Origin of the sequence: Paraburkholderia panacisoli (assembly GCF_008369935.1) — a bacterium.
GTDB classification, from domain to species: Bacteria; Pseudomonadota; Gammaproteobacteria; order Burkholderiales; family Burkholderiaceae; genus Paraburkholderia; species Paraburkholderia panacisoli.
Genome location: NZ_VTUZ01000063.1, coordinates 16,227 through 42,404 on the forward strand (window position 1 = coordinate 16,227; position 26,178 = coordinate 42,404).

Annotated in this window: 26 protein-coding genes and 6 pseudogenes; 14 read left to right on the forward strand and 18 right to left on the reverse strand. The window is 59.5% G+C overall.

The genetic code is table 11. From position 1 onward, the window contains the following. The first annotated feature begins 34 nt into the window (after nucleotides 1–34). Nucleotides 35–769 carry a superoxide dismutase gene (locus FVF58_RS45630; protein WP_246217519.1) on the forward strand — a complete coding sequence of 245 codons (735 nt, stop codon included), beginning with the start codon at nucleotides 35–37 and terminating at the stop codon, nucleotides 767–769. After that, nucleotides 766–1,218, forward strand: a complete 453-nt coding sequence (locus FVF58_RS45635) for a chromate resistance protein ChrB domain-containing protein (RefSeq protein WP_149676144.1) — start codon at nucleotides 766–768, stop codon at nucleotides 1,216–1,218. Before FVF58_RS45630 ends, FVF58_RS45635 begins: the two co-directional genes overlap by 4 nt. Before the next feature lie 775 nt (nucleotides 1,219–1,993). Here the strand turns inward: FVF58_RS45635 and FVF58_RS45640 are convergent. Both FVF58_RS45640 and FVF58_RS45645 read right to left on the reverse strand, forming a co-directional pair. Continuing rightward, nucleotides 1,994–2,308, reverse strand: coding sequence for a PfkB family carbohydrate kinase (locus FVF58_RS45640; RefSeq protein WP_246217520.1), 315 nt, complete (start codon nucleotides 2,306–2,308; stop codon nucleotides 1,994–1,996). Between the two features lie 205 nt (nucleotides 2,309–2,513). Continuing rightward, entirely contained in the window at nucleotides 2,514–3,326 is an 813-nt protein-coding gene (locus tag FVF58_RS45645; RefSeq protein ID WP_149676145.1) for a DeoR/GlpR family DNA-binding transcription regulator, read from the reverse strand. A 124-nt stretch (nucleotides 3,327–3,450) separates the two neighbouring features. On the opposite strand from FVF58_RS45645, the pseudogene FVF58_RS45650 reads away from it, so the two are divergent. Then, nucleotides 3,451–3,884, forward strand: a pseudogene (locus FVF58_RS45650) (PRC-barrel domain-containing protein). A gap of 534 nt (nucleotides 3,885–4,418) precedes the next feature. After that, nucleotides 4,419–4,715 carry an RNA chaperone Hfq gene (hfq, locus tag FVF58_RS45660; RefSeq protein WP_149676146.1) on the forward strand — a complete coding sequence of 99 codons (297 nt, stop codon included), beginning with the start codon at nucleotides 4,419–4,421 and terminating at the stop codon, nucleotides 4,713–4,715. 440 nt (nucleotides 4,716–5,155) lie between these two features. On the opposite strand, the gene FVF58_RS45665 is transcribed toward hfq, so the two are convergent. After that, a complete protein-coding gene (locus FVF58_RS45665) occupies nucleotides 5,156–5,359 on the reverse strand; it encodes a cold-shock protein (protein ID WP_149670884.1) in 204 nt (67 codons plus the stop codon). Between the two features lie 396 nt (nucleotides 5,360–5,755). Between FVF58_RS45665 and FVF58_RS45670 the strand changes: the two genes are divergently transcribed. The 5 genes from FVF58_RS45670 (at nucleotide 5,756) to FVF58_RS45695 (ending at nucleotide 9,200) form a co-directional block, all read left to right on the forward strand. Then, entirely contained in the window at nucleotides 5,756–6,277 is a 522-nt protein-coding gene (locus FVF58_RS45670) for a hypothetical protein (RefSeq protein WP_149676147.1), read from the forward strand. A 348-nt stretch (nucleotides 6,278–6,625) separates the two neighbouring features. Further along, entirely contained in the window at nucleotides 6,626–7,024 is a 399-nt protein-coding gene (locus FVF58_RS45675; protein WP_149676148.1) for a hypothetical protein, read from the forward strand. Between the two features lie 508 nt (nucleotides 7,025–7,532). Next, the gene (locus FVF58_RS45680; RefSeq protein ID WP_149676149.1) at nucleotides 7,533–7,970 is read left to right on the forward strand and encodes a hypothetical protein; all 438 of its coding nucleotides are present in this window, start codon (nucleotides 7,533–7,535) and stop codon (nucleotides 7,968–7,970) included. A gap of 96 nt (nucleotides 7,971–8,066) precedes the next feature. Continuing rightward, nucleotides 8,067–8,549, forward strand: a complete 483-nt coding sequence (locus FVF58_RS45685) for a hypothetical protein (RefSeq protein ID WP_149676150.1) — start codon at nucleotides 8,067–8,069, stop codon at nucleotides 8,547–8,549. Between the two features lie 330 nt (nucleotides 8,550–8,879). Next, entirely contained in the window at nucleotides 8,880–9,200 is a 321-nt protein-coding gene (locus FVF58_RS45695) for a hypothetical protein (RefSeq protein ID WP_149676152.1), read from the forward strand. An 88-nt stretch (nucleotides 9,201–9,288) separates the two neighbouring features. On the opposite strand, the gene FVF58_RS45700 is transcribed toward FVF58_RS45695, so the two are convergent. After that, nucleotides 9,289–9,984 (reverse strand): glycine zipper 2TM domain-containing protein, encoded by a 696-nt coding sequence (locus FVF58_RS45700; protein ID WP_149676153.1) that lies wholly within the window; start codon nucleotides 9,982–9,984, stop codon nucleotides 9,289–9,291. A 643-nt stretch (nucleotides 9,985–10,627) separates the two neighbouring features. On the opposite strand from FVF58_RS45700, the gene FVF58_RS45710 reads away from it, so the two are divergent. Beyond that, the gene (locus FVF58_RS45710) at nucleotides 10,628–11,935 is read left to right on the forward strand and encodes a tryptophan leader peptide (protein WP_149676154.1); all 1,308 of its coding nucleotides are present in this window, start codon (nucleotides 10,628–10,630) and stop codon (nucleotides 11,933–11,935) included. A gap of 42 nt (nucleotides 11,936–11,977) precedes the next feature. Here FVF58_RS45710 and FVF58_RS45715 read toward each other — a convergent pair whose 3' ends face one another. The 7 genes and pseudogenes from FVF58_RS45715 to FVF58_RS45745 all read right to left on the reverse strand — a co-directional run. Next, nucleotides 11,978–12,190 (reverse strand): hypothetical protein, encoded by a 213-nt coding sequence (locus tag FVF58_RS45715; RefSeq protein WP_149676155.1) that lies wholly within the window; start codon nucleotides 12,188–12,190, stop codon nucleotides 11,978–11,980. Nucleotides 12,191–12,348: 158 nt separating this feature from the next. Beyond that, nucleotides 12,349–12,696 carry a copper-binding protein gene (locus FVF58_RS45720; RefSeq protein ID WP_149676156.1) on the reverse strand — a complete coding sequence of 116 codons (348 nt, stop codon included), beginning with the start codon at nucleotides 12,694–12,696 and terminating at the stop codon, nucleotides 12,349–12,351. After that, on the reverse strand, nucleotides 12,693–15,899 hold the full coding sequence (locus FVF58_RS45725; RefSeq protein WP_149676157.1) for an efflux RND transporter permease subunit: 3,207 nt from the start codon (nucleotides 15,897–15,899) through the stop codon (nucleotides 12,693–12,695). The genes FVF58_RS45720 and FVF58_RS45725 overlap by 4 nt, the downstream gene beginning before the upstream one ends. After that, the gene (locus FVF58_RS45730; protein WP_149676158.1) at nucleotides 15,896–17,422 is read right to left on the reverse strand and encodes an efflux RND transporter periplasmic adaptor subunit; all 1,527 of its coding nucleotides are present in this window, start codon (nucleotides 17,420–17,422) and stop codon (nucleotides 15,896–15,898) included. The genes FVF58_RS45725 and FVF58_RS45730 overlap by 4 nt, the downstream gene beginning before the upstream one ends. A gap of 11 nt (nucleotides 17,423–17,433) precedes the next feature. After that, nucleotides 17,434–18,741 carry a TolC family protein gene (locus FVF58_RS45735; RefSeq protein ID WP_149676159.1) on the reverse strand — a complete coding sequence of 436 codons (1,308 nt, stop codon included), beginning with the start codon at nucleotides 18,739–18,741 and terminating at the stop codon, nucleotides 17,434–17,436. Nucleotides 18,742–18,833: 92 nt separating this feature from the next. Continuing rightward, nucleotides 18,834–19,196, reverse strand: a complete 363-nt coding sequence (locus FVF58_RS45740; RefSeq protein ID WP_149676160.1) for a hypothetical protein — start codon at nucleotides 19,194–19,196, stop codon at nucleotides 18,834–18,836. A gap of 248 nt (nucleotides 19,197–19,444) precedes the next feature. Then, nucleotides 19,445–19,624, reverse strand: a pseudogene (locus FVF58_RS45745) (CDF family Co(II)/Ni(II) efflux transporter DmeF); the annotation flags it as partial. Between the two features lie 34 nt (nucleotides 19,625–19,658). On the opposite strand from FVF58_RS45745, the pseudogene FVF58_RS53760 reads away from it, so the two are divergent. Beyond that, nucleotides 19,659–19,874, forward strand: a pseudogene (locus tag FVF58_RS53760) (hypothetical protein). A 310-nt stretch (nucleotides 19,875–20,184) separates the two neighbouring features. Here the strand turns inward: FVF58_RS53760 and FVF58_RS45755 are convergent. From FVF58_RS45755 to FVF58_RS45765, 3 genes are all read right to left on the reverse strand, one after another. Continuing rightward, the gene (locus tag FVF58_RS45755; RefSeq protein WP_149676161.1) at nucleotides 20,185–20,388 is read right to left on the reverse strand and encodes a hypothetical protein; all 204 of its coding nucleotides are present in this window, start codon (nucleotides 20,386–20,388) and stop codon (nucleotides 20,185–20,187) included. A gap of 68 nt (nucleotides 20,389–20,456) precedes the next feature. Further along, nucleotides 20,457–20,738: a hypothetical protein gene (locus FVF58_RS45760; RefSeq protein ID WP_149676162.1), complete on the reverse strand. Its 282-nt coding sequence runs from the start codon at nucleotides 20,736–20,738 to the stop codon at nucleotides 20,457–20,459. 150 nt (nucleotides 20,739–20,888) lie between these two features. Further along, on the reverse strand, nucleotides 20,889–21,581 hold the full coding sequence (locus FVF58_RS45765) for a glycine zipper 2TM domain-containing protein (RefSeq protein ID WP_149676163.1): 693 nt from the start codon (nucleotides 21,579–21,581) through the stop codon (nucleotides 20,889–20,891). 300 nt (nucleotides 21,582–21,881) lie between these two features. Here FVF58_RS45765 and FVF58_RS45770 point away from each other — a divergent pair. The 3 pseudogenes from FVF58_RS45770 to FVF58_RS53765 form a co-directional block, all read left to right on the forward strand. After that, nucleotides 21,882–22,316 (forward strand): annotated as a pseudogene (locus FVF58_RS45770) (superoxide dismutase). Then, a pseudogene (locus FVF58_RS45775) lies at nucleotides 22,313–22,456 on the forward strand (chromate resistance protein ChrB domain-containing protein); the annotation flags it as partial. The pseudogenes FVF58_RS45770 and FVF58_RS45775, both read left to right, overlap by 4 nt. Then, nucleotides 22,456–22,739 (forward strand): annotated as a pseudogene (locus FVF58_RS53765) (ABC transporter substrate-binding protein); the annotation flags it as partial. The pseudogenes FVF58_RS45775 and FVF58_RS53765, both read left to right, overlap by 1 nt. Nucleotides 22,740–22,950: 211 nt before the next feature. On the opposite strand, the gene FVF58_RS45785 reads toward FVF58_RS53765, so the two are convergent. From FVF58_RS45785 to FVF58_RS45800, 4 genes are all read right to left on the reverse strand, one after another. After that, nucleotides 22,951–23,439, reverse strand: a complete 489-nt coding sequence (locus FVF58_RS45785) for an Lrp/AsnC family transcriptional regulator (protein WP_149676164.1) — start codon at nucleotides 23,437–23,439, stop codon at nucleotides 22,951–22,953. A 47-nt stretch (nucleotides 23,440–23,486) separates the two neighbouring features. Beyond that, on the reverse strand, nucleotides 23,487–24,212 hold the full coding sequence (locus tag FVF58_RS45790) for a haloacid dehalogenase type II (protein WP_149676165.1): 726 nt from the start codon (nucleotides 24,210–24,212) through the stop codon (nucleotides 23,487–23,489). Nucleotides 24,213–24,327: 115 nt separating this feature from the next. Beyond that, nucleotides 24,328–25,053 carry a haloacid dehalogenase type II gene (locus tag FVF58_RS45795; protein WP_149676166.1) on the reverse strand — a complete coding sequence of 242 codons (726 nt, stop codon included), beginning with the start codon at nucleotides 25,051–25,053 and terminating at the stop codon, nucleotides 24,328–24,330. 954 nt (nucleotides 25,054–26,007) lie between these two features. Continuing rightward, on the reverse strand, nucleotides 26,008–26,178 hold a 171-nt coding region (locus FVF58_RS45800; protein WP_149676167.1), incomplete at its 5' end, for an IS3 family transposase.

The window sequence follows — 26,178 nt, forward strand, 5'->3', positions numbered from 1 at the left end:
GTGGACGTGTGCGCAGTCTGCGAGGAAAGCAATCATGGCAACACGTCGTAACTTCCTGTACAACTCGGCTGCTGTTGGGGCGGGAATCATGCTGGCCCAGGCACAAACTGCACATGCCGCAGAGGACGCCGGTTACATCGATAAGCTGACAGACGCGGACGGCAAATACGCCGCAGCGCCATTGCCATTTGCCTACGATGCGCTTGAACCGGTCATTGACGCGCGCACCGTTGAACTGCACTACAACTTTCACCATAAGCCGGCAGCAGTCGCCGCGAACAAAGCCGAAGATGGATTAGTAAAAGCGCGAGAGTCGAATGACTTCTCGCTCGTGAAATTTTATGAGAAAGAACTCGCGTTTCAGTTGTCGAGTCACATCCTTCACACGATTTACTGGACCACTGTATCGGGCAAAGGCGGCGAACCGAAGGGAGACCTCGCAAAGGCAATCGACAGAAATTTCGGGGCGTACACGAAGTTCAAGGCGCAACTGGTGGCGGCAACCGTTGCCGTGGAAGCGTCTGGCTGGGGCATCGTTGGCTACCATCCAGCGACCGCGAAGCTCATGGTCCTGCAGTGTGAGAACCATCAAAAGCTCACAGCCTGGGGCATTCAGCCCATTCTCGTGCTAGACGTGTTCGAGCACGCGTACTACCTGAAGTATCAGAACAGACGCGGCGATTACGTCAATCAGCTATTTAGCCTTGTCAACTGGAATAACGCGGCTCAGAGAATGCAAGCCGCACTTCCCGCGCGGAGGGTGACATGAAATGGATTACGCGCGAGCGCCCGAAAATTGACCGCATTGCCTGCCCGCGGCTCGTCCACAGGTTCATCGACAAGTCGCCGGAATTTCTCTTTGTGCCAGCGGACCAGGTGCTGGTCGTCGCGGAGCGCGAGGGTGCAATTCCGTTTGATATTCCTGCCGTAAAACTGACTCACGTTGGCGAGCTTTGCAGTTTCGACACTTTCCTGGCGGAGTATCACCTGACAGACCCTGCGCTGGCCGCGCTCGCAGTAATCGTACGTGGCGCGGATACCGCGCGCCTCGACCTGGCTGCGCAGGCACCGGGTTTGTTGGCCTTATCTCTCGGCCTATCGCGAATCTTTGAGAACGACCATGAGATGCTTTCGCACGGCATGGTGATGTACGACGCGCTCTATGCGTGGTGTCGCGATTGCCAGAGCGAAACACACGGCTGGCCGCCGGCAGCGTAAGAACGACGGCGGGGGCCCCAGGTCAGGAATCGCCACCACCTTACCCTTTACTAGAAAGAAGGGGGTATGCGATAGGCCCATACATCAATAGTTCTATCGCACTTGCAACTGCCAATTGAGTCTTCCCGGCGTTCTCCTGAGGAAGTCAAGTATCTCGGCCTTCGGGGTCGAAAATTTCGGAGGTCTCGTTATCATGGACTTCTCCGGAACCGTAACATCGTGTGCAGAGTTGCCAGCGCTCTCCGGCGCATTTTAGGCACGTGATGGTGTTAGACGTGCGAGACATGTCTGAAACAGTCTCGATTTCGGTTATCTGTACCTCTCCCGTCCCGCCACATTTTTCGCACTTGATTTTTCCTTGGCCACCACATTGCTGACAGGTAATCATGGTCTCCCCTCCTGGTGGTCAGGTGTGTATGACCATACTACTCCGAGCGCCTGAGAGCATGAAGCCAGATGCTGGCCTCCACGAACTCGCGCAGTTCCTTGCCGGGCGATGAGAACCTGTCGGCGTGGCACCGGGCCAATTGTGCTTTTTTGAGAACACGTGACGCACCTACGCAGCGGTCAGCGCCACGTCGAGCGTTTGTAGTCCCTCGGCTCGCGCGGATTGCCCTTAAATACGCCCTCCCGATAGCCAACGCGCCGAAGACGCGCCTTTCTGGTCGAGGCCGCCGGCATGAGCGGCAGGCATCGCAGCCGAAGAGACAGCTTGTTGCATGATGTGTCACCTTGGGGTTCGCAAGGGCGTCAGCGTTCACCGGCGCCCCGCGTTTCAGGGCATACACGTACTACTTCCGGTAGTCGCCGATTTGATGACGGCGATTCCAGAAACGTCCACCCCATCTGCGCGCAACCGCTCAACGTTGAGCGCACCGAAGTCATCATCACCGACGCAACCAATCATGGCACCAGGGCTGCCGACCTTTGCGACCTGGTCGATAAAAATTGCGGGCGCGCCACTCGCATAGGGCCCGACGAGCGTTCCGGGTTGACGAAACGACTGACCGGGTTTCGTTGCCATAATTTTGACGAGGATTTCACCCATCGTGAGGATGAAGCCGGACTTGCGCAGTTGAGTGTTAGCCATGGCGAATTTCGTTTGAACTTCCGCGCAGCCGACGAGATTTTCGCAGCTTGCTGCGATCGTTGGAAAAATGGACCGCCTTTCGATGGCGTTCCATAGCTATAACCAAGTCAAAATATGAGCACACTATTAGGTATGCTTATAAAAACAACTTGTCGAATTTGCCTGATTTCAAAATCATTCAAGCTTCTTCGAGGTTCTCTCAGGTCTATCGGGCGTCTCTTCGGTATTCCAGGATGCCGCTCTCCCGGCGGTGAAGCTGAAGACCATGTTTCGGCATGAGGTCCATGGTCGGCGGGGCTACTCCATCGTCCAGCAGCAGCGCGTCGATGTCGCGGAGGTTTGCGAAAATCTCGCCTTCGCGCTCACTTAGATGCGGCTGGTAGGCCACAACTATCGTTCGGCTCGCCGCACTCTGAGCCGCTTGAAACACACGAGCCACTGCCGGCTCATCACACATCAGGTTTCCCTCGCGGTCCAGCCCGGTCGCCTCGAGGAAGCAGAGGTCAATCGAACGTCGCGCCACCATCGCCTCCGCATCAGGGCCAGTCATGACAGTCGCGTGTTCCAGCTGGCCACCTGTGAGTGTGAGTTCGCAGTGGAGAAAGCGCTGTGCGGTCTGAGCCATATCCGTATCGTGCACCGTTAGAGCAAGATTCGAGCGGTCTGAAAGAAACGGCAGAATCTTGTGGACGATCACGCCGGCCCCCATCATCACTGACTGGTGGTCGCCGACAGTTTCCGCCGCGAACCGCGCAATCACTGTCTCCGAGGCCTTTCGGGCCGCCTCGTCCGTTACCGGAACAAGGATATTCACGCCGGCCTTTTGCGCAACATAGCGCGCCTTCCCCGTCGAACGGATGAGATACCGTTGCTGTTCAAGGTAGGTCAGGTCGGTCCGAATCGTGACACTTGAAACATCAAAGACCTGACTCAGCTCCTCGACAGAAATCTCCCCACGCTTTCGAACCAGCTCGACAATTTGCAGCCTGCGCTTCAAAGAACTTTTGCTTGGGAGCATGTAGCCTAGTTTCCTATCTTTCGTTGCAAAAGAGTTTAGTTTCGCTTCGAAAGACAGTCAAAGACGTTTTGAGGTTAAAGGCGTAGGTGTTTTCACCAGAGCCGATTTCTGAGGCATTGAACACATTGAGGGGGGCTCAATCAACCCGCAAGGTGACACCCGACGCGGAGCTGACATCGTCGGCGGTGGTATCGGCGAAGGGTCATGTCCTCTGATGGCGAACATGTGGGGAAAATTTCAGACATCATGCTCTACGTCCGCAACGGTCGCATCGCCTACACAGTACTTTCTGAGGGCGGTTTCCTCGGAATGGGTTCTAACCTGCATGCCATCCCATGGGGTGCATTGACCCTCGATACGAACGAGAAGTGCTTCGTCGTCGACATTGCCGCACAGCGCCTCAAGGACGACCCGGGTTTCGACAAGGACCACTGGCCGACGATGGCAGATGCGAAGTGGGGAGAGTCAACGTACAGCTGCTACAACCGGCAGCCGTACTGGTCAGCGACCCATGAAGTGGTGGAAAACGACCCTGCCATCAGGCCGAGCGAGCACTGACGCCACGGGTAAGGCGTGCCAGGCGGACCGCCAGTCGCAGGCGGGCGACGTGTCTGTAGGCGTCGGCATTGGTGTGCCGGGCCCCGTGTATGTCGGTCCGCCGGTTATTTATGCGCCGCCTCCCGTCATCTACGGGCCGCCGGTGATACTTGGACCGCGCCCCTCGCCCGGATACTATCGTTATCCCTAGGGGTACGGCGGATATCGAGGCTATTACGGCCGCGGTTACTACGGCCCTGGTTACTATGGACGTGGGTATTACGGCCGCGGGTGCTACGGCCGTGGCTACTACGGACATCGCGGGTGGCGCCATTAGAGCGCACGCGTGACTGTTTCCGTGAACACTATCTGGCGCCCGGGCTGACGGGGCTTCACCTGCTCAGTTATGCTCACAGTAGTTCGACGCGTACCACGACCAACACCCGGACAGAATAGCGGAAGCGCGCCTCGACGCCATCGAGTCGCAGTAGCACACGTCTTCTGGTCCGGCTGGCGGCTTCAGCTATCGCCGGCACAATCGAAGGACCTATCCCATTGACCTCAGAACATGACCGCCCGCCCAGCGTACAAGACGACTTTCTGCAGACGCTCGTAAGGGACAAGACCACCGTAAATGTGTTCCTCGTGAACGGCATCAGACTGAGTGGTCAACTGGCCGCCTTCGACCAGTTTGCCGTTCTGCTGGAGTCTGGTCCAGCCGCCGTGCAACTCGTATTCAAACATGCCATTTCGACCGTGATGCCGGCCAATGGCAGGGGCCCGGCACGCGACCCGACCGGGGCGCCGGTGAGTGGCGACAAGCCGAATCACTCGCGAGCTCGCGTCCGATGAGGACCACCATGACATGCTGCGGCCTACGCTTCACCTGCGCATAGCCGCGCGACGTCCGCGTCGAGATGGTCAGAAAGGCGCTCACAATCCGTACTCTTCGGAACGAAAACTCCTGCGCGCCAAAGGGTCACGTCGCGTTCCGGTACACCGAGCGACCTGGCCACCCGAACCAATCATTTGAAGAAACGTTGAACCCGACGTGGTCGCGCCGCGCGGCGAGCTGACCGCTGGCCACACCGCGCTATGGCTGCTATCGGACAAGCCCTCTTCTCGTGTGCGCTGGTCGTTCATTCCGGCGCACGTGATGTCCACCCACGTTTGTTATCCGGCTCACGTCCGAAACCAGCACACCCGGGAAGACCGTGTCACGGCGCGTTGTTGAAAAGGACTGGTCCGCTTCGGCGGACCGGTCCCTACGCGACAGCGAGTTCGGTGAGGTGTCAGATTGGCTGTATGTTTGCCGCCTGCTTGCCCTTCGGACCTTGCTTGACTTCGAAGCTCACCTTTTGCCCGTCCTTGAGAGACTTGAAGCCCTCCGCCTTCACCTCCGAAAAATGAGCAAACAGGTCTTCGCCACCCTCATCCGGCGTGATGAAACCAAAACCCTTTGCGTCGTTAAACCACTTCACGGTACCCGTTGCCATTTTCCTGACCCTATTCAAAGACTGATGTGTTGTAAAACGCGACGGTGGACCGCCGCACACGCACACGTTTTTAACAGAGGAGAATGCTCTGAACAATTGGCGTTTCCGACAGGTGGTGTGACACCAAACCGTCACTTTAGACGCTTGGCATTTGACGCCTGGATTGCGGGAATTGCGCCGGGAATGTTTCACAATATGAGTGCCCTGTCCATTGCACAGCGGCGCGCGATACAAGACCTCTGGGATGAATTGAGCCAGACGACGGGCTCATGCGGACGACCTGCGCTTTCGTCGTCTGTCGACCATTCCGGTCGGCGGACCACGCACAACGCGGTCGGTGGATGTCCCCACGAGACACGTATCATCGAACATGAACGCAATGAAAGGAGATGCGCGATGGACGACCGATTTCATAGACGAGATTTGCTACTTCACCTCGGGGACATGCTCGAAGCTTTGAGCTGTCTGACCAAGACTGGTCGGCCCGATGCGCTGGTGGCTCAACTTGCGAAGGAACAGGATTCGTTGCAGGACTTCGGGTACCTCCGGGCGCTTGCCCCGAAAATGACGGTGGCCGAGTTCAGCGCACGCGTCGCGAGCGCGTTCTTCCTGTGGCCAAAGGAACTGCTCGAGACAGAGCTCAACCGCAATGCGCTTGCGTCAACCGTTCAGCACGACCTTTTTGATGGCAACCCTGACGGCTGGAAGAAGTATGTCGCCCATATGCAGAAGAAGGTGGGATGGTTTGGGACCGGGCTTCCCGAGATGAAAAGGAGCGTCTCGGACGAACCGGCTCACGTCGCCGCTGAAGAAGCGAGTCCGGTCGAAGCGTCGGTCGAGGCCGCGCCGGCCGCTGAGTGGGATGCGCCCGACGAGAAGAAGGGTTGGCCTTGGCCCCAGCCAGGCTCGACGTCCTGATGCACTGCTGATCGAACTAGGAAAGAACCACAGACACACGGAAGCGTTAGCACGCGGCACTCAGGTTTGTGTTTCCTTTGTTCGCCGCTCAATTCACCGTCCCCGAGAGGGTGCAGGCGGAGGGCGACAGCGAGCGCCTGACCGGTGCAGAGAATGGCAAGGACTCAATTGGCAGGAAGTGGCGAAGGACAGTTTTGGGCGAAACTCTGCTTCCTCCTCAGGCGCCGCGGTTGGGGTCGGACCGGCATCCGGCCATCCACGCACCGTTCCCTCTATTCCAGCGCTGAAGTATGCTCATAAGTGCGCGCCGCATCGCATCGTGGCGTCGCGACGGAACAGGAGCATGTCATGAAGCCCTTCCCGGCAACGGCGCGCGCCGGTAGCGCCTTTGCACTGCTTGCGCTGTCCGGCTGCTACTACGTCCCTCCCGGCTACTATCCATACGGATACTATCCCGCCGTTCCTTCTGTCGCTACCCAGCACGAAGTCCCTGCTCAAGGCTACGGCTTGTCGAACGGCTCCGACGCCCAGAACATCCCGCCCGCATCGCCGAGTGAACCCGCGTATGTCTCTCCGACGCCCATGTACGTCGCGCCCGCCTACTACCCTGCGTACTATCCCCCCTACCCGTGGTATGGCTGGCCCGGCTGGTGGGGGCCGCCGGTGTCGTTCAGCTTCGGCTACTGGGGTGGTGGACATGGCCAATGGGGCGGTCATGGCGGGCACGGAGGCGGGCATGGCCATTGAACCGCCGAGGTTCGACAATCGAGCTGCGTAACCGCGTCCAGTTCGCCGCCGCTGATTTCATGCCTCGGTTAATAGAGACTTGGCCTGAACAAGAAGAGCATGCGACGCGGCGAACTCATTGCGTCCGGCCATTGTGAGAGCGGCATGGCCCGTGCGTGCAAACAACTCGTCGTTTCATGTTGCAACCACATGCGAAGCAGTGCCAATCTGGTCGTACCGACGAAAAGGCTGCTCGCAATCTGGGCGAGCGGTGAGCAGCCGGACCCTCCATTTTTCTCTCAGTTGTCTCGTTACTTGCCAGTGCAATCTTCCAGCCGGAAGAGTCCCGCACCGCGGGCATGGCTTTGAGGGCGCGTCGAACAAAGGCGCCTTGCCGCCCTACGAGGTTGTCTATCGGCTCCGGGGGCGCGGAAACTTCACGGCGTGGCAGCGGACGCAGCAGTATTTCTCTTGCACGCGCCACGGCGGCGATAGACTGGAACCTCCACATCCGTCCTGGAGCCTGGGCATGACCTCGCAAACCTGCAACCACATCGACCTTGCGCGCGAGCAGCTGGAGATGGCGCTCGTCGCGTTCCTGGAGCGCCATCGCTTCGCCTCGGCCATCACCCTGGCCAGCGCGGCCGAACGTGTACTGGGCGAGGCGCTGCGGCACGCCGGCAAGCCAACGGGCGTGGACTGGAAGTTCGATGCGGCCGACCTGGCGCACACGAAGCTGCACGGCCGGCCGCTGGACCGCCAGGCCTTCAATGCCGCGGAGAGCTGTGTGGCCGCCGCGCTGAGCCACTTCGATAAAGCCGATGCGCCCGACTTCGAAGCCGACCTCGAGGAAGCCGCGTCCTGGATGCTGGTGCGGGCCTGCGAGAATGCGCACCGGCTCGGGCTAACCGTGCAGGGCTTCGATGCGTTCAACGAGTGGTTCTGCGAGCACGTCGTCGGCGTCTGACCACGGGCTGCCCGAACAACAACAACTTCGGAACGTTCACTTCGCGACTACGCGGCAGACGTTTCCTGACGGAGCGCATGAATTATGAGGAAGCAGTTGACCGCCGCCGCAATCGCGACCTGCCTCGCGCTAGTAGCCGTCCGGGCCCTGGCTGGATCTGTCGATGTCGACTACAGGAATGCGACCTTCCGCATCGACAACGAAGACGTGAAGTTGTCGAATGGCAAGCGAGCGGTGCCGGCCGCACCTGGCTCGGCGACGCAGCACGTGACGCGTGTGTTCGGCAAGCCCGCCGGTGGCCGGCTTGACTCGAAGCCTGCTGCCGCGATATTCCTGGCGGACGAACCAGGCGGTAGCGGCATTTTCAACTACGTAGCGGTGGCATTCAGTGACTGCAGTAAGACCAACGCTGTCTTCCTTGGCGACCGCATCATGCCGCGGTCGATTGTGTTCCATGGCCGCTCCATCGTCGTTACCTATCTAGACCGAAAACCGGACGAACCCATGGCTGTCATACCCAACGTGACGAAGAACATGACGCTTGGCTTTGATTCCAAGACCTGCCAGCTCGCCAAATAACAACACGGGACCTGGCGGACCCAACCGGGCACCGCCCTGACAGAGCACGCATCCGGGCAGACCGGCAAGGAGCAGAAAAGTGACAACCGACGGGCGGGTCCTGTACGTCAACCGCTGCACGGCCTGCGGCCAAGCCGGTGAGGTCCATCTGGCGGATGATGCGCACGACGGTGAGCTGGCGCACTGCGACTCGTGCGGCGCGCCGGTCACACTCGAGTGTGATGGCGGCGTGCGACTGGTGCCTGATTTTTTCACTACACTCGCTGCCCTAGCTGTAGCTTTCAGGCGCCAACCTTCCTTCGCGCTTCCAGGATAGCAGGAGCAGTGCACATGAGCATTGTCCGCAAATTGCGCGCAACCGGTACCGCGTTCCTCCTGTCGGCGCTCTGCGCAGCCTGCGCGACCCCACACCCACCACCTGGCGCCCGGCTTTCCACGCGGGAATATTTCGGCACGGCGCAGGGCCTTGACGTCACCGACAGGGTCGAGTTCTTCGGGGTGGGCTTCACGGCCAGCAAGCCGGTCGCGCTCCGCGTCGAGCAGCTTCCGGGCGACACTCAGGACATTGCCTTCACCATCCCGGGCACGCCGCCGGCGGACCCGTACGGCTTCCTCGATTTCAACTCCAGAACTCGACGATGCCATCGATAGGCAGTTCTTCGTAGGTGCACGGGTATCGCCGCTTGATTTTATGCGCGAGTTCACAACACCGTTGGCTTAGCCGAGGCTCTGACTCTGCTTACGACGCTGCCAGTGAGTCGCCGGACACATGAACACGCTCGCCCATCTGGACCGGCGGCTGCGTCGAGTAGTTGAAATTCCGGTAGCTGCCATCCTGCATTCTGACTTGTACCTGGTAGCTCGTCGCCTTGCGTACTGCGTGCTCGATGCCATTGCCCGCCAATCCACCGCCAACCGCTCCAGCAATCGTTGCAAGAACACGACCACGTCCTCCCCCAACCTGATTTCCGAGCAGGCCTCCAGCGACAGCTCCGCCTACGACGCCGAGACCCGTTGTCGGTTCGGATTCCTTAACTGTATTGATGGCGACAACTTCGCCAGCGTTTGGGTCGACCGCGACCGGCCTTGGTGCGGGTTGCGCCGCGTTTTGATACGCGTTGTTGTTTGAATACCTGGGAGCCTGCTCCACCGGGCTGGTCCGATGATGATGCACACGGGGCTGGACTGGCGCTTCCTCCCGCATGACGTGTTGCTGGGCATCTGGTTGCGGCGATGCAAGCGACGCGCTGGCCGTCTGCGCGACGACCGGTACCGCCGGAGTGGAAGGCGCGGTCGTGGCTCGGGACGTCGGAAGAATGCCGGTCATCGCAGCGATGCCGGTCGCACTGGCCAGGATGACGGCCACAGCCGCACCGGCAACCAGAGGGTGGATACGACTGCGCTGCGGCAAATTGGAAGTCAGATTGGTATTCATGTCGCGCTCCGTTGACGTGTATCAGCAAGAACGCCGGAGCCGACAAACCGGTGGACGTCGCGACGGCAAGATTTGTAAGCACTTGTAGCGTTTCCCGACTGTGCTTCGGGAGCGTTGTCTCGGGTATATCCCTTCGGACGGCGTCGGCGCCTCAGGCTACCGCTCCGAATAAGGCGCCGACGCCTGAGGACGCGCCCATGGCCAATGCGCTCCAGAAGACCACCCGCATGACGCCGGGGCCAACTTTCGCCCCGCCAGCTTTCGCGGCCAGGCCGCCCTGCGCGGCCAGCGAAACCAGAGCAGAAACGACGATGGCCGGCAACAGAAGGAGTCGGGCGCGAGCGCCAGAGACCAAGTCAAAAGGCTGTTGGCGCCCTCGTCAACTCCACCGTCAGCCAACGCGCACGCCCTCTACTCGGGCTCCGGGGAGCGGGCGGAAAAAGCCTTGCTTTTGGCGGCATCGGTTCAGCCACCGGTGGCGCACCTGCGGATATTCCCCATTCCGGCTACAAGCCTCATCAACGCCGCGAGGACTGCGTCGAACTGTCCAAGAAGAACGAGGGTAGCCGCCGGTTTACGCCCCCGGCTGAGTGTGCAAGTATCGTTGCCGAGGCGGATACCGCATCCCTTTGCGAGGTTCAGGATGGCCTGGAGACTCTGGAAAACTGAGAAGCGGCAAGATGGGACGCGAAGCTGGCCCAGCGATGCGAATCAGTCGATAACGCAGCTTCTGGGCATGTACTTGGGCAGCGATGCAGCACCGTTCGCAGCGTGGGCCGCACCTGGCATCAGCTTCACACCAGATGTCGAACCGGTCCTGCGAAACGGAGTTCAAGGATATCAGCTCGCCCTCTGGTTCTGGCTTTTTGCCGAGAAGCACGGCACTATCTCGGCACGAATGGTACGTGAGTCCTTCTGCCTGCTCGCTGAGGCAGCGCAACCGTCGTCCGGCGACAGGATTAATGCGCTCCTCGACTTCGAAAACCGCCTGGCGCACTCTATCGAGGGGATTTCCTCCTTGGAGCGCACGTTCCACCTCGAGGGCCTGTCGGTGGAGCTACCGACGGAATTCTTTCTGGCCACAGGCTTCCTCCGGCTCGCGCCCGAATCCCCTTATGCTGGAAATGAGAGCGCCAGTCTGCAAGGCAATGACTACAAGCTCGCTGACTGCTTTGGCCATGCAACCGAAGAGGCGCTGGCGGTGTTTCGAGCTATGATAGACGCGGTCGACTTTGATGCGAAAACGCTACCCAACTGGAAATGGAGCGCCCATCCCGGCGCTGCCGAGCGACACCTGCAACGACGCTACAACAATTCCCTGTTTCCCCTGCACCGCCAGATGGTTACGGCTCGTGAGGTCTATGAGGCACGTCTTACCGACGCCCAGGCCCTGCACGAAATCAGCAAGGAGCTTAGTGAGCTCAGCCAGTCGTTCTCGCAAACGACCGAATTGCCGCTGAACTGGCAATCGTTCCTCGAAGGATATCGGGACTACGTCGACCGACTCGATGAACGCCGCCTCGCAGCCGGTGGGCAGAATGCGGCACTCGGTGAAGCAATTGCAAGATTGCGCAATGACATCCTCACAACCTGGCGCACCTCGCTTCACAAGAACCGGCACAGCCTTGCCACACTGGACCAGGAAGAAGCACAAAGGAGCGAGCGTCGCGCGCTGCTTTACGGATGCGACTGGACCGCACAGCTTCTGAGTAACGGCTCTCTGATACCGTCAGATGAAGTCGTTCCTGCCCTGCTGAGTGAGTCCCCGTCTGAGCTGGAAAGGGTGGTGACCGGCCTCCAGGCCGAACCACGACTGCATGAGACGCTTGCGCAATGTCGTGCAACCGCGCATCGACTCGTCAACGAATCCCGCTCGGGCGGCCACAATCTTCCTGACATGGCCGACAAGCTTCGTATTCTTGACGGTACGCCCGGCCAAGTGCCTCCCTGACCTCGCCCGCCCGGAGTCTGCGGTCCATGTTCCAAAGGGCGCCTAATTGACGCCCTCGCCTTTTTGTCGGGATGCAATGGTCCAACTGGATGACGCCCTCGGTAGACGCGTGCCGAAGTCGAGCGTTACCTGTTGTGGCCCGCTGACGCTGCCCGTCAACGGGAAGGCTTCGTTGACGGGCAGCAGGTCAGATTCGGTCACCGCGTAAGCAGCCAGAGACAGGAATACGAACAGCAAGCCCAGCGCGAAGCGCAACGTACGCTTCGCTGCGTCTGCTTGACGGCAAATTCCCTGCGTCCGTCGGATGATGTCCTTCGCATTGCTGTGCCTCTACGCACAAGATGTGGGCGCAAATGTGCGACCGCAGGCCCGCTGTCACGCGGCGAGCCTGCGAGTGCGGTGTCAACGCGCCATCATGACTGCTTTTCCAGTTTCACAATGGTCAGGGTGCCGTTGACGTTTTCGACACGAACCTTGACCTTGTCCCCCTCGTGAACCTGCTTGACCATCGCGGCATCCTTCGCCTTGAACGCCATCGTCATCGGCGGCATCCCGACGTTATCCAGCGCGCCGTGCTTCAGGGTGACCATGCCGGTCACAGCGTCCACCTTCCTGACCTCCGCCTCGGTGAGCGCGGTTTTCGATGACGTCTTCGATGCTGACGGCTCGGACATGTTCATGCCAGCCATACCATCACCAGCGAACGCGGGCGCAGCAACGATGGCTGCAAGAGCAACAGACGCAACAATCAACCTCTTCATTGGGTTTCTCCAGTTTGAGTAGAAGGCACTTTCATGCCGGAAGGTACTGCGTGGGGATGACGCGCATGGCCCAGCCTTCGCGCGCGGCGGCGTTGCAGCAGGAACCAGGCTGCAGGGATGACGAACATCGAAAGGATGGGTGCCGTGACCATGCCGCCTACCATCGGCGCGGCAATGCGCTGCATGACTTCCGAGCCGGCGCCGTGTCCGACCATGATGGGGATGAGACCGGCAAGCACGACAGCAACCGTCATCGCTTTCGGTCGCACGCGCAAAACGGCGCCTTCACGAATCGCATCGAACAGGAGTGCCTCCGTTAGCGGTTCACCATCCTCCAGCCGGCGACTGAGCGCCCCCTTCAGGTAGAGCAGCATCACGACACCAAACTCGGCTGCGACACCAGCGAGTGCGATAAATCCGACTGCGGTTGCGACAGACACCGCGTGACCCAGAATCCAGATGAGCCAGAACCCGCCCACCAGAGCAAACGGCACCGTCGACATCAGCAGGAGTGCATCGGCCGCAGAGTTGAAGGTCAGGAAGAGCAGCACGAAGATAACAACGAGCGTCACGGGAATGACCGTGCGCAGTTTCGCCGCCGCGCGCTCGAGATATTCGAACTGGCCGGACCATGCAATCGAATAGCCAGGCGGAAGCGTCACCTTCTCCGCAACCGCGCGCTGCATTGACTCGACCGCTGACTGCAGGTCCGTATTGCGGATATCGACATAGACATAGCCGGAGAGCCGCGCATTTTCGCTGCGAATCATCGGAGGACCATCGGCAATCGTGATGTGCGCGACATCGCCGAGCTGGATTTGCGCGCCACGGTCCGTGACGACCGGCAACTGACGCAGCTTCTCGATCGAATCCCGGATTTCGCGCGGATAGCGGATGTTGATGGGAAACCGCTCGCGGCCAGCAATCACTTCGCCCACGTTTTCCCCGCCGACGGCCGAAGAAATGACCGACTGGATATCGCCGACGGAAAGGCCGTAACGTGCAGCCGTCTGGCGGTCGATGTCGATGTCTATGTACCGGCCGCCGTTCAGACGCTCGGCCAGTGCAGACGTGACGCCCGGTACATTCTTGACCGCAGTTTCGACCTGCTCCGCAATTCTGTCGATTTGCGAGAGGTCGCTGCCCGAAATCTTGACGCCGACCGGCGTCTTGATGCCGGTAGACAGCATGTCCAGACGATTACGGATGGGCGGCACCCACACGTTCGACAGCCCCGGCGCCTTGACGGTCCGGTCCAGTTCATCGACCAGCTTCTCCGGCGTCGTGCCGGGTCGCCACTGGCTACGCGGCTTGAACTGAATCGTGGTTTCGAACATTTCGAGCGGTGCAGGGTCAGTTGCAGTATCGGCCCGGCCGGACTTGCCGAAGACGGTCTGCACCTCCGGAACCGTCTTGATGAGCCGGTCCGTCTGCTGCAGCAGTTCACTCGCTTTCTCGGCCGAAATTCCCGGGAGCGCTGTCGGCATATACAGCAGGTCGCCTTCATCGAGCGGTGGCATGAATTCGCCGCCGATCTGGGACAACGGAATCACCGAAGCGGCCAGCGCGACGACCGCCAGACCAATGGCAACCCACGGCCGCCGCAGCGTCGCTTCCAGCAACGGTTGGTACAGTCGAATCAGCACGCGATTGATGGGGTTCGAGTTTTCATGAGGAATGCGACCTCGAATCAGATAGCCCATCAGCACCGGCACGAGCGTGACCGATAACCCGGCAGCAGCAGCAATGGTGTAGGTTTTGGTGAAAGCCAACGGAGAGAACAGTTTCCCCTCCTGTCCCTCCAGCGAAAACACCGGGATGAAGGACAGGGTGATGATGAGAAGCGAAAAGAACAGTGCCGGCCCCACCTCCGCTGCAGATGTCGCGATAAGGTCCCAGCGCTGTGCGGTCGTGATTTGTTCGCCCGGATGCTCGTGGTCGTACGCCTCCAGATGCTTGTGAGCGTTTTCAATCATCACGATGGCCGCGTCAAGCATCGCGCCGATGGCAATCGCAATGCCTCCCAGCGACATCAGGTTCGCGTTGACACCCTGATAGCGCATGACGATGAACGCGGCAAGCACGCCGAGCGGTAGCGACAGAATCGCGACGAACGCACTGCGCAGGTGGAACAGGAACACCGCGCAGACCAGCCCAACGATGATGAATTCCTCGATGAGCTTGTCCTTGAGGTTGTCCACCGCACGCTCGATGAGCTGCGAGCGGTCGTAGGTCGTCACGACCTCGACACCGGTCGGCAACGACCGCTTCAGGTCAGCCAGTTTCGCCTTCACTGCATCGATGGTCGTCAGCGCATTCTTGCCGGAGCGCATGACGATGACGCCCCCCGCGACTTCTCCCTGCCCATTCAGCTCAGCGATACCTCGCCGCATCTCAGGCCCGATTTGAATCCGGGCTACATCACCGAGCAGAACCGGCGTACCGGCATCGTTCGTTCGCAATACGACGTTGCGAAAGTCGTCGAGTGTGTGCAGGTAGCCAGACGAACGGACCATGTACTCTGACTCGGCCATCTCGACAACTGACCCGCCCGACTCCTGGTTCGCTTTGCTGAGTGCGTCGACCACCGCCCCCTGCGTGATGCCATACGCACGAAGCTTGTCCGGGTCGAGCACAACCTGGAACTGGCGCACCATGCCGCCGATACTCGCGACTTCAGAAACGTCAGGCACTGATTTCAGTTCGAACTTCAGGAACCAGTCGTTAAGTGCGCGAAGTTGTCCAAGGTCGTGCTGCCCGGTCTTGTCGACGAGCGCATATTCGTACACCCAGCCCACGCCGGTTGCATCGGGTCCCAGCGAAACGGTTGCCCCCTGCGGCAGGTGGCTCTGCACCTGATTCAGATATTCGAGGACGCGCGAGCGTGCCCAATACTGGTCGGTCTTGTCGTCGAACAGCACATACACGAACGCATCGCCGAACGAGGAATACGCGCGAATGGTCTTTGCCCCCGGTACGCCGAGCAGCGTCGTTGTGAGCGGATACGTGACCTGGTCCTCGACGACCTGCGGTGCTTTGCCCGGGTACGACGCCTTGATGATGACCTGCGTATCGGACAGGTCGGGCAGCGCATCGAGCGGCGTTTGCGTGACCGAATAGACACCCCATGCCGTAACGAGCACGGTCGCGAGCAGAACCAGGAAACGGTTGTGGATGGACCACCTTATCAGGCGCGCAATCATTTGGCGCCCCCGACCGGTTCGACCTTGGTCAACTGGTATCCGTCACCCGACTGCGTGAAGACAAAATGAACAGTCTGGCCAGGCTTCACGTCCGGAAACGCTGTCGGCGACGGTTTGCTGAATGACATCGTCATCGCGCCCCAGCCCAGAGCAGGAACGGGTTGATGTGAAAACGTGATGTCTCCCGCCGTTATCTCTTCGACCTTACCTGTGGTGTCGTAGGTCTGCGGTGCTGCTGCGGCAGGTGCTGGAGCAGGCGCGCTCGCACCGGTCGGTGCGGTTGCTTCGAGCTTCGGCAGAACGGATTTCAGGCTCGCTTCCGAGTCAATCAGGAACTGGCCGGATGCGACGACCTGCTGGCCTTCGATCAGGCCGTTGGTCACCTCGGTATCGTCGCCGGCATCGTTGCCAACGGTGACCGAGACAGGTTGTAACCTGCCGTCTGAATTCCTGACGATGACCACCGACCGCTTACCCGTCGTGATGACGGCTTCCGACGGAACCAGCAACCGCGATATCTTTTTTGCGGCGCCGACGCGCGCCCGCATCAACATCCCCGGCGTCAACCTGAAGTCCGCGTTATCGATTTCGAGGCGAGCCTGAAGCGTACGGCTACTCGTGCTGATGCCTGGCAGGATTTCACGGATGTGTCCCGTGAAATGTTGCGCAGGGTCACCGGCAAACACGGCGTCCACGCTCATGCCCGGTCGGACCTGAAGCGCCAGCGCTTCAGGCACCTCCACCACGAGCCACAGCCTGTCGAGCCCGGAGACTTTCGCAAGCGTCTGACCGGGCGACACCATCGCGCCATCACGCACATTCAGTTCGGTCAGCACGCCGGTTTCCGGTGCGGATAGCGTGATGTGTGTCTGCGCCTTGCCGGTGCGGTCGAGACTTGCAATCACGCCGTCCGGAATGGACATCGCCCGCATGCGCGCACGTGACGCCGCAAGCATGCCGTCATCCATGCCGCCACGTTTCAGCGCCAGATACTCTTCCTGCGGCGCAAGCCAATCTGGAACGAAGAGCGACGCAATCGGAGCGCCTTTTGCGACGCGTTGCATCGGGGCGCTTGCGTAAAGATGGTCAATGTAGCCGGTCACCCGCGACTGGACGACGTCAGCTTTCGACTCATCGAACTGCGTCGTACCTACCGCGTCGAATCCTTCTGTTGTTTCCTGCCGGCGCGCCGCCGCGTAGCGAATGCCCAGGTTCTGCTGAAGGCCCGGGTCAATCTTGATGCCGTTGGCGCCCCCTTCGTCGGCATAGACCGGCTCTAACTGCATATTCATGAAAGGCGACTTGCCCGGCTTGTCGAAATGCTGGTTCGGCACCATCGGGTCGTGCCAGTACAGTACCTTCCGGCCAGTCTTCGGGTCGGTTTTGTCGCTGGAGGGAGTTGTCGCAACAGCGCTCTCGCCGCCCATCGTTGAACGATGCGTGCCGGCGACATAGCCGGCACCCAGCAATGCCACTGCGGCAAACACCATCAGGGCCGCGCGTGCCAGTTGTCTCTTCTGCATGTTGTTCTCCTTCACTGACTGACGGGCGTCGAAGCGGACATCGAGGCGGGCACGACCTGGTATTCCAGTTGCGCCCAGGTTTGCGACACGTCGCGCTGCAGGTCGAGCACCTGAAGTTCGGCGTCGAGCTGCGCACGCCTGGCAGCGAAGGTATCGGCCAGCGAGCCAGTGCCTGCCCTGTATGCGGCAGCCGCCAGTTGCACGCGCTGGTCCGCAGCCGGAAGCAGGGAGTGGGTGAGATGGGTAATGCGCTCGCGACCGCTCGCGAGCGTGGCTGACTGCGTACGGATATCCGCTTCGACCTGACGCTGCGCGTCCTCGTACATCAGTCGCGCCTTGGTGCCCAGTTCAGCTTTTTCCGCCGCATCCCGATCCTGATAGTTCTTTCGATGGATGGGCAGCGGGATGCTGACGCCAACCGAGACCATGTTCGAGAACCCGCCTCCGCGCTGCTGGTAGGCGACCTCCCACGTCCAGTTGGGACTGCGGTTACTGCTCGCAACGGCGGTATCGGCATCGGCGACGGCGATGTCCCGGGATGCTGCGACGAGCACCGGCTGCACCTCACGCAGTTCCTCGGGCGGCAGTGACGATACATAGGACTGTGGCGCCGGCGGCTCGCCCGTCACATCAGAAACGGGCGTTGCCGTCCAGCGGGACAGACCTATGAGCGCGGTCTGCCACGTCTGCCGGGCCTTGAGCAACTGATCCTGGGTTTGCGCGAGCATCGCCTGGGCCTGCGTAACATCGGCGGCAGTCGCTTTCGCTCCGCGATAAGACGCTTTCGTCGCGTCCAGTTCATGGGTCATGTGGTCAACGAGTTCCTGCTGCAGCGAAACGGCCTTCTTTGCATAGACCGCGTTCAGCCACGCTGTGGCCGTTTGCTGGCGGGTGTTCACAAGCTGGCCGAGGTAGCCAGCCCGCTCTCGGTCCACTACATCGTTCGCCAATGCGGACCGGAGTCGGCGCTTGTCGCCCGACACCCATTCCTGCTCGATGCCGATACGGCGCATGGTCATGAAGTCCTGGCCGATGGTGAACCGTTGCGGTCCGTTCACAGGCAGGTTATCAACACCGGCTTTGAGCATCGGGTCGGGCAACTGTCCTGCGCGGACGGAGGCTTCTGAGCTGGCGCGCACTGATGCCTGCGCAGCCCCCATGGCGGCGGAGCGGTCGGTAGCGGACTGGAGCGCCGCATCAAGCGTGACGGGTGCTTCCTGAGCGTGCGCAGCGACGCTCGCGAGAATCAGCGCGGCAAAAAGCGAGCGCGCGCGCAGTGGTGCACGCCGGCATGACGGCGTGCAAATAGTTAAAGGCATGTTCTAACCCCAACGGCGGACTCCCACAGGGAATCCACGTCCTGGACGCAGGACGACCTCACCGCAGATGCGGTGAACCTGTCAGAAAGGGATTAGATGGCGCGAGGAGGTCGCCAGAGTCCGGCCGGTTCGCGGACGGTGAGCGACAGTGCGTAGTGGAATACGACGGGGCTGGACAGCCCGGCGGGACGGGTTACTTCGATAGTGGAAACCGGGTGATACAGACTACCAAGCTGGCATTGCGCCGTTGCCTTGCAAAAGAAGCCTTTGACTTTTTCCGGTTGCGAAGATTTCATGGTCTCGCATCCGGGCATCTCCGAAGACATCGCACTACTATCGTCGTAGCCCATGTCCATCTGCATCGGACATTCTCCTGTCAAGCCGCTGGCCGCCAGCCCACTGATGGGAAGCGCAGCGCAGAGCAACAGGAGGAGCAATGTCCGGAGAACTTTCATGGCCAGGATTATAGCGGAGCCATTTATCCATGTTCCAGGCAATTTATTGCCTCTTTGCGCCTGAGCGACTTCCGCTACTTGACCTTCCCACAGTGGAAAGGTCCATGCAAAAAACTCTTCCGTACCGCGGAGGCGTCACTTGAATTTGAGCGCTTAACATTTTACTGTGCGTGCCCTTAGGATGGCGGCGCCCAACTACAGAGCAAATCTCCGAGAAATTCGGCGCTTGGCGACTTAACGACAATCGGTCACGTTGCAGATTGAGCGGGTTGAGCCTCGACTGTGATATGCGACAAACCTTTGAAGCGTTCGAGCACGGCGTGATAGAAGCGCGAGTCGCGCTGCGCCTCATTGGTCGCGACCGACACCGCTGCGCTCATGTGACCCGGACCAACCCGCCAAACATGCAGATCGATACATGCGCGCCCTCATCCCCAGAGCCACCGCCGAGGTCGCACGCTGATGGAGTCTCAAAGCTATGAGGGCTACAGCGTATGGGGGCTATTCTCCAGCAGGAAGACATCCTGCAGCGGAGCGTTAAGCGGCTAGCGGGACCATCAGGATGCGCGGGAAGCTGATTCAAGCATCAGGAGTTCTCAGTTACTTCGAGACACTGAAGAAGAAGCCCAACACGCAGGACTCGGTTGGGCTCGCGCGTGGGTCGATACACATGGGTAAAAAAAGCTACGAGGTTAGCCAACTCGCACTCGACTGCCACGAAGGCGCTCTCTCGTCTTCGCTCAATTCATGAAGCGCCCTTTTTTGGGAGCATCTGCAAGATGCTCCTGTTCTTTCAAAAAAAGAGCCCCATCCATTGAATGGCTCGAATGTCTAAAGATGGCATTCGATGATACGTAGCGAACTATGTTTTAACTTTTTGTGGCGCAGAATATAGATGCACGCATCGAGTGCCCCAGTTAAATCTTGGGCGCCGGCTCGCAGGCCCAAAAGGTCACGGATGACACGTAACCCTTATATGTCTGCGGCTTCATGCGGGAGCCGCCACAGCGACCGATGAAAAAATCCAGGTGTTGCACACAAAAGCATCACCTGTTGTATGTATGCCAAAGACGAACGCGCCCGACACAAAAGTGGCCGCCGTTATTGAGCTACCCGGATATGGCGACGCGGTCTGCGCGGGCTCGGCTGCAACACCGGCATCCTGCAGCACTTCAAGGTAGATGATGAACACCCGATTTGGGTGTGCGTCGAATCCCGTCCGCGAGCATTCAGTCGCTATCGGGCGCAGCCATCGGTGAATTAGTCGTCATCGTCGCCATGATGATGGCGTTCCCATCCACGGTGGCGACCGTGGTCATGCCACCTGCGCTCGTCGTAATCCCCTTCATAGCGGTAACCGTAGCCGTAGACCGGGGCTGGCGCGTAGACCACCGGCGGTGCGTCGTACACGACTGGGGGTGGTGCGACATAGACGGGACCGGGCGCCCCCAGATAAACTCCAATGTCAGCGTGGGCGAGAGCCACGCTGGATGCGCACGCAGCGGAAAGGCCCACTGCCAGAAAAAGGGTAGCGTGTTTCATGGAGTTCTCCTGTCCTGCTCGTTTCTGGCGGGTGCCAAACAATGGCGGACGACGCGGATTTTAGGGGGGGCGCGCGGAAGCAGGTGCGGCGGAAATGCCAAAACTGTAACCGGCTGTATCACGCTGTGATACTGCCGGTTCCGACCATGCCTACGACGCGTTCAGGGAGTCGCCCGAGACACGGACACGTTCTCCGACCTGAACCTGAGGCTGTGTCGTATAGGTGAAATTCCGGTTGCTGCCGTCCTGCATTCTGACCTGCACCTGGTAGGTAGTAGACTTGCGCACCGCATGCTCGATGCCATTGCCCGCAAGCCCGCCACCGACCGCGCCAGCAATCGTTGCCAGAACGCGACCGCGTCCTCCACCGACCTGATTTCCCAACAGCCCGCCAGCGACAGCGCCGCCTACGGCTCCGAGCCCCGTCGTCGGCTCGGGTTCCTGGACTACGTTGACGGCGACAACTTCCCCGGCATTCGGGTCAAATGCTACTGGCCTTGGCGCGGGTTGAGCCTGACTTTGATAGGTATCGTTGTTCGCATACCTCGGAGCCTGCTCAACCGGAGCGCTACGGTGGTGATGGACGCGCGGCTGGGCTGGCGCCTCCTGCGTCGCACGTTGTTCGACGTACGATTGCGGCGATGTGACCGGCGCGCTGGCGACCGGGGCGGCGGCCGCAACAGCTTGCGTCGGAGGCGCCGTAACAGCTCGTGAAGTGGGCAGTATTCCGGTCATCGCCGCGATGCCGGTCGCGCTGGCGAGGATAACGGCCACGGCCGCACCCGCGACCAGGGGATGGATGCGACCGCGCGGCGGCATGTTCGAGGCGACGTTCGTGTTCATTGCGAGCTCCACTGGGATGTGCCTGCAATAACGTCACAGCAGCGAAGATGGTGTACTCGCAAGCACAATGCTTTGTAAGCATTTGTACCGTCCTGGCCTCGCAACCCGACGCAATCCAGCGCGCCTGAAAGCTCGGACGTCCCCCAGAGCATGACAGTGACGATGGAAGTGCCGAGCGTCAGCTGGTTAGGCTCGAAGCCAAGGCGACGCCGGAATAAGTGCCTCCGCCCAGCCGTCCGGTTAAACAAGGCGGAAGAGGCGCTTGAGAAGGCACGCGATTCGAACGACTTTGCATTGGCGATGTTCTACGAGAAAGAGTTGGCGTTCCAACTCTCGAGCCACATCGTGCACACGATTTATTGGACCAGCGTCTCGGGCAAAGGCGCCGAACCTAAAGGCGAACTGGCCAAGGCAATCGACGAGACCTTCGGTTCGTACGCCAGGTTCAAGGCCCAGCTGTTCGCGGCGACGCTAGCGCTAGAAGCGTTTGGCTGGGGCGTTCTCGGATACCATCCAACAACCGGGAAGCTGATGGTCTTGCAGTGTGAAAATCATCAGAAGCTGACCGCCTGGGGCATCCAGCCCATCCTTGTTCTCGATGTCTTCGAACACGCGTAATACCTGCGGTACCAGAACAAGCGCAATGAGTACCTCACCCAGCTCTTCACGCTGCTGAACTGGGAAAATGCTGCGCAACGGTTCAGTGCCGCACAGCCGACGCGGAGACCGACATGAAATGGGTTACGCGTGAACGCCCGAAAATCGACCGTATAGCCTGCCCGTGGTTGATAGCCCAATTCATCGATGAGACGCCGGAGCTTCTATTCGCACCAACAGACCAGGTGGCTGTAGCCGCCGGACGTGAAGGTGCGGTACGTTCGCGAAACTGCAGGCTCAGAAAAGTCGCCAGCAGATTAACGTCGCATTGATGGACGATGGCCCTATGTACCAGGCCACTCGAATCGGGTTGTGCTCGAAGCTCGAGGACGGGCTTGTCATGAACGACCTTTACCCCTTGGCTAGGCTCGGCTCGGCCCAGACGCTGTTGGCATTGGCGTGGTCGCGACGGGTCTCGGCTACAACGCGGATGCTTTCAAGAAGGCTGGCCTTTTAGCGCCCGACTCTTGGAATGCCCTCACCGACAAAAGATTGAAGGGCAGCCGCTCAACTGGACGCTCGTGTGTTGATTTGCACGGAATCCTGACCCACCCTGCGCTGCAATTTGAGTGAACTCCTGAGGCTGGACCGGGCGAGGTTCGGAAGTGATACGCTTGTTGGGCCTTCACTTGAAGGAGAAGGTCATGCCAGCAAGAGGTTCTTATCGACGCCACAGCGGCGAATTCAAACTGAAATTGTGCTCGCTCTCCTCCTATTCGTCGTCGGATAGCAGCTTATCGAGCGGCATCGTCTGTTTGACGAAGGGCGACCGAATGACGATGTAGCTGAAATATTTCTCGATTCCGAGATTGCGGTCGACCAGCTTTTCGATGACTTCCTGGTAATGGCCGATGTTTTTGACGATGGACTTAAGGAGGTAGTCGTAGCCTCCGCTGACGAGATGGCACTCTGTAATCTCGTCAAAATCACGCAGGTTCGCTTCGAAGCGCGTGAAATCCTCGCGCCTGTGGTCGTGAAGCATGATTTCAGTGAAGACCGTGACCGTGCTGGTTAGCTTGGCCAGGTTCAGATGCGCTCCGTAGCCGGATATGATTCCTGCGGCTTCAAGACGCTTCACACGCTGCAGGCAAGGGCTTGCGGACAACCCGACGGCGCTCGCGAGATTTGCGTTCGTCGTGTTGCCGTTCTTCTGCAGTTCGGCAAGGATTTTTATATCGGTCCGGTCAAGCTTTTGTCGCATATCGTGCGTGTTCGAATTGGCTGTTGCGTCAATCGAAGGCTGCCGTACTAAGCGCGAGCCAAGTCCTCGTGGTGTGCCTTGACCAGTTGAGCCATGCTCGTGAACTTGTAGTCAACGGATGGTTCGACAGAGTACTTCATGTTTGCTCCGAATCCACGCTGCTCATAGCGCCGCTGAATCCAGCATGAGCGAAGCTGCATTTCACTCGCAGGTTGGTGGTCGTGATAGACGCTATCTGCGACATGCAGTGTATCGTCCTTTGCGATGCCCATCGACGACAGCGTCGAGAACAGGTACTCGAAGTTGTTCCGCGACGGCTTGTACGAACCGACATCCTCGGCCGTCACGATTGCGTCGAAGTCGACCGCCAGCTTCGCGTTGCTCGCACTGAAGCTTCGGTTATCGACATTGGATACGACCACCAGCTTGAAATATTTCTTGAGATATTGCAGCGTGCTCGCCGAGTCCGGAAAGGCGGGCCAATCTCCCACCGAGGCGCCATACGCGACCGCTTCGGCCCAGCTGTAACGCAGGCCCCATTCCTCCGCCAGGCGCTTGTACACAACCCGAAGGAGCTGGTCATATGGCATCGCGGGCGTCATCTTCTGTTGATACGACTCATGACGTGCATGGGCCTCAAGGATTTCATCGCGCGCTAAAGGTTCGGGCGCCCGCGAGGCAAGCTCCGACAGACCCGATGCGATCCCTGACTCCCAGTCAATCAGAGTTCCGTAGCAGTCAAATGTGAGTGCCTTGAAATCTGTCAAAGCCACAACGCCCCCTATGTATCAGTGCCTTCATACGCCCCGTTGCGCGGCAAATGTCCCACCAGCATCCTCAGCGCGAGGATAACCCGCGCCTCGGCGACGCTGACAAGACATCAATAAATTACTTCTTTGCCAGTGCTTCCTGGTGTGCTTTGGCGAAGTCGGCCATGCTGTTGAACCGGAAGTCGATGTTCGGCTGCGTGCCGGGATTCATCGTCGCACCGAAGCCCGTCTGCGCATGACGGCGATAAATCCAGCACGATGCCAATCCGAACTCGTTTGCGGGCTTGTGGTCATGGAAAAGACTTTCGGCCGTGTGAAGAATTCTTTCTTTCTTGATGCCGCGGTCACCGAGCTTCTCGAGCATGTATTCGAAATTTCGCGGCGACGGCTTGTAAGAGCCAACGTCTTCCGCCGTAATGATTGCGTCAAACTCGACCTGCAGTTTGGCGTTGCTGTACGTGAAGCTCTCATTGTCGATGTTCGACAAAATGACGAGCTTGTAGTGCTTCTTCAGGTACTGCAGCGCTTCGGCGCTGTCCTCAAACGCAGGCCAATTTTGCACCGAACGACCGTAGGCCACGCATTCTTCGTGCGTGAACGAGAGGCCCCATTCTTCGGCCAGTCGTTTGTAGACGATGGGCAGCAGCTCCTGATAGCGCTTCGCCGGCGTGTACTTCTGCTGCGACGATTCGTGGCGAGCATGGGCCTCCAGAACCTGGTCGCGCGTGAGCGGCGTCCTGGCGCGCTCGAGCAACGGCCTCAGGCCTTGGAAAATGCCACTCTCCCAATCAATCAAGGTGCCGTAGCAGTCAAAGGTAAGGGCGTCGAAGTCGGTCAGTTCCACGATTACTCCTCTCGTATGTCCAGATGGAGACTTAAGTGTATTGAGCAGATGCGGCAACCAGAACTTTAATCGAGCGGCCGAACAGCAGCTTTCACCGTCTCTGCTCGGCTCGACAGCAATTTCTGCTGCGGCCTCCGATTGGCTCATAAACCTACGTGTTTTCCCGTACACGGATGACACGTTAAACGGTTCAAATGCTCCTCAGAAAGTGAATCTCCCTGGGGTTCGGTTTTTTTTGCGCCATAGCCCGCTCGCGGTTCACGCAATTTCAAACGCAGGAAACGTGGCCGACTATTTCCTCCTTTGAGAAGGAAGACAGCCCCAGTTCCATGCACCGAGTGAGTCATACCGCGGCTGTACGAGCCACCTTCTGCTGATTGATCGAGTGGCCGTGCGGCGCGTTTGCCGATTCACAGGAACGTGAAGGCGTTTTGCGGTAGGGACAGTTGTCCGCACTAAAGAACTCATTGTCGCGAAGTGCCCACGCTCCTCACGCAAGACCTCTCGCGACAAACCCACTTTGGAAGCGACGGCGAGCGACGCATTCACGCAACGCAGTCGCCATGAACTCTTCAAGCGATTCGCTCTTACGAAGGACACTCTCGGTTGCCACCAGGAGCTCTGGGGTGACACGAAGCGGCTGCAAAATCGTCATCTTCATAGGACACATAGACTCCCCTACCGGACGCGTGAAGCTCGCACGCACAGCCCAGCCCTCGGTCAGTTGACTGCTACCAGCCAAGCAGGATGCGCAACCGCTCTATTAGCCAGTCCGCTTCGACCACACTCACCGGCCCTGAAACGTCCCGGGTTATTGGATACGCGCCGGGTGGAGTGGCAAAAGAACTCGCACGTCTGGTAGCGCGACATCTCACGCGGCGCCGGAAACCTCTCACCCGTCGAGGCGAAGTCGATATGTCGCAAACGGGGGTGCGGCGGATAAGTTGGACTGGTTTATGTACCGATACCGAGACGTTCCCGGTATTCCGAGGGACTGAGTGAGCCAAGCGATATCTTGATTCGCTTGTCGTTGTACCAACGTATATACGAGCCAACCACTTCGATGAACTGCTCAATCGTCGTCGCTTGCCAGTTCCGAGGATAGAACAGCTCCGTTTTCAAACG

Coding starts and splice junctions, on each gene's coding strand:
- FVF58_RS45630 (WP_246217519.1), top strand. CDS start 35: ATGGCAACACGTCGTAACTTCCTGTACAACTCGGCTGCTGTTGGGGCG.
- FVF58_RS45635 (WP_149676144.1), top strand. CDS start 766: ATGAAATGGATTACGCGCGAGCGCCCGAAAATTGACCGCATTGCCTGC.
- FVF58_RS45640 (WP_246217520.1), bottom strand. CDS start 2,308: ATGGCTAACACTCAACTGCGCAAGTCCGGCTTCATCCTCACGATGGGT.
- FVF58_RS45645 (WP_149676145.1), bottom strand. CDS start 3,326: ATGCTCCCAAGCAAAAGTTCTTTGAAGCGCAGGCTGCAAATTGTCGAG.
- FVF58_RS45665 (WP_149670884.1), bottom strand. CDS start 5,359: ATGGCAACGGGTACCGTGAAGTGGTTTAACGACGCAAAGGGTTTTGGT.
- FVF58_RS45670 (WP_149676147.1), top strand. CDS start 5,756: ATGGACGACCGATTTCATAGACGAGATTTGCTACTTCACCTCGGGGAC.
- FVF58_RS45675 (WP_149676148.1), top strand. CDS start 6,626: ATGAAGCCCTTCCCGGCAACGGCGCGCGCCGGTAGCGCCTTTGCACTG.
- FVF58_RS45680 (WP_149676149.1), top strand. CDS start 7,533: ATGACCTCGCAAACCTGCAACCACATCGACCTTGCGCGCGAGCAGCTG.
- FVF58_RS45695 (WP_149676152.1), top strand. CDS start 8,880: ATGAGCATTGTCCGCAAATTGCGCGCAACCGGTACCGCGTTCCTCCTG.
- FVF58_RS45700 (WP_149676153.1), bottom strand. CDS start 9,984: ATGAATACCAATCTGACTTCCAATTTGCCGCAGCGCAGTCGTATCCAC.
- FVF58_RS45710 (WP_149676154.1), top strand. CDS start 10,628: ATGGCCTGGAGACTCTGGAAAACTGAGAAGCGGCAAGATGGGACGCGA.
- FVF58_RS45720 (WP_149676156.1), bottom strand. CDS start 12,696: ATGAAGAGGTTGATTGTTGCGTCTGTTGCTCTTGCAGCCATCGTTGCT.
- FVF58_RS45725 (WP_149676157.1), bottom strand. CDS start 15,899: ATGATTGCGCGCCTGATAAGGTGGTCCATCCACAACCGTTTCCTGGTT.
- FVF58_RS45730 (WP_149676158.1), bottom strand. CDS start 17,422: ATGCAGAAGAGACAACTGGCACGCGCGGCCCTGATGGTGTTTGCCGCA.
- FVF58_RS45735 (WP_149676159.1), bottom strand. CDS start 18,741: ATGCCTTTAACTATTTGCACGCCGTCATGCCGGCGTGCACCACTGCGC.
- FVF58_RS45740 (WP_149676160.1), bottom strand. CDS start 19,196: ATGAAAGTTCTCCGGACATTGCTCCTCCTGTTGCTCTGCGCTGCGCTT.
- FVF58_RS45760 (WP_149676162.1), bottom strand. CDS start 20,738: ATGAAACACGCTACCCTTTTTCTGGCAGTGGGCCTTTCCGCTGCGTGC.
- FVF58_RS45765 (WP_149676163.1), bottom strand. CDS start 21,581: ATGAACACGAACGTCGCCTCGAACATGCCGCCGCGCGGTCGCATCCAT.
- FVF58_RS45785 (WP_149676164.1), bottom strand. CDS start 23,439: ATGCGACAAAAGCTTGACCGGACCGATATAAAAATCCTTGCCGAACTG.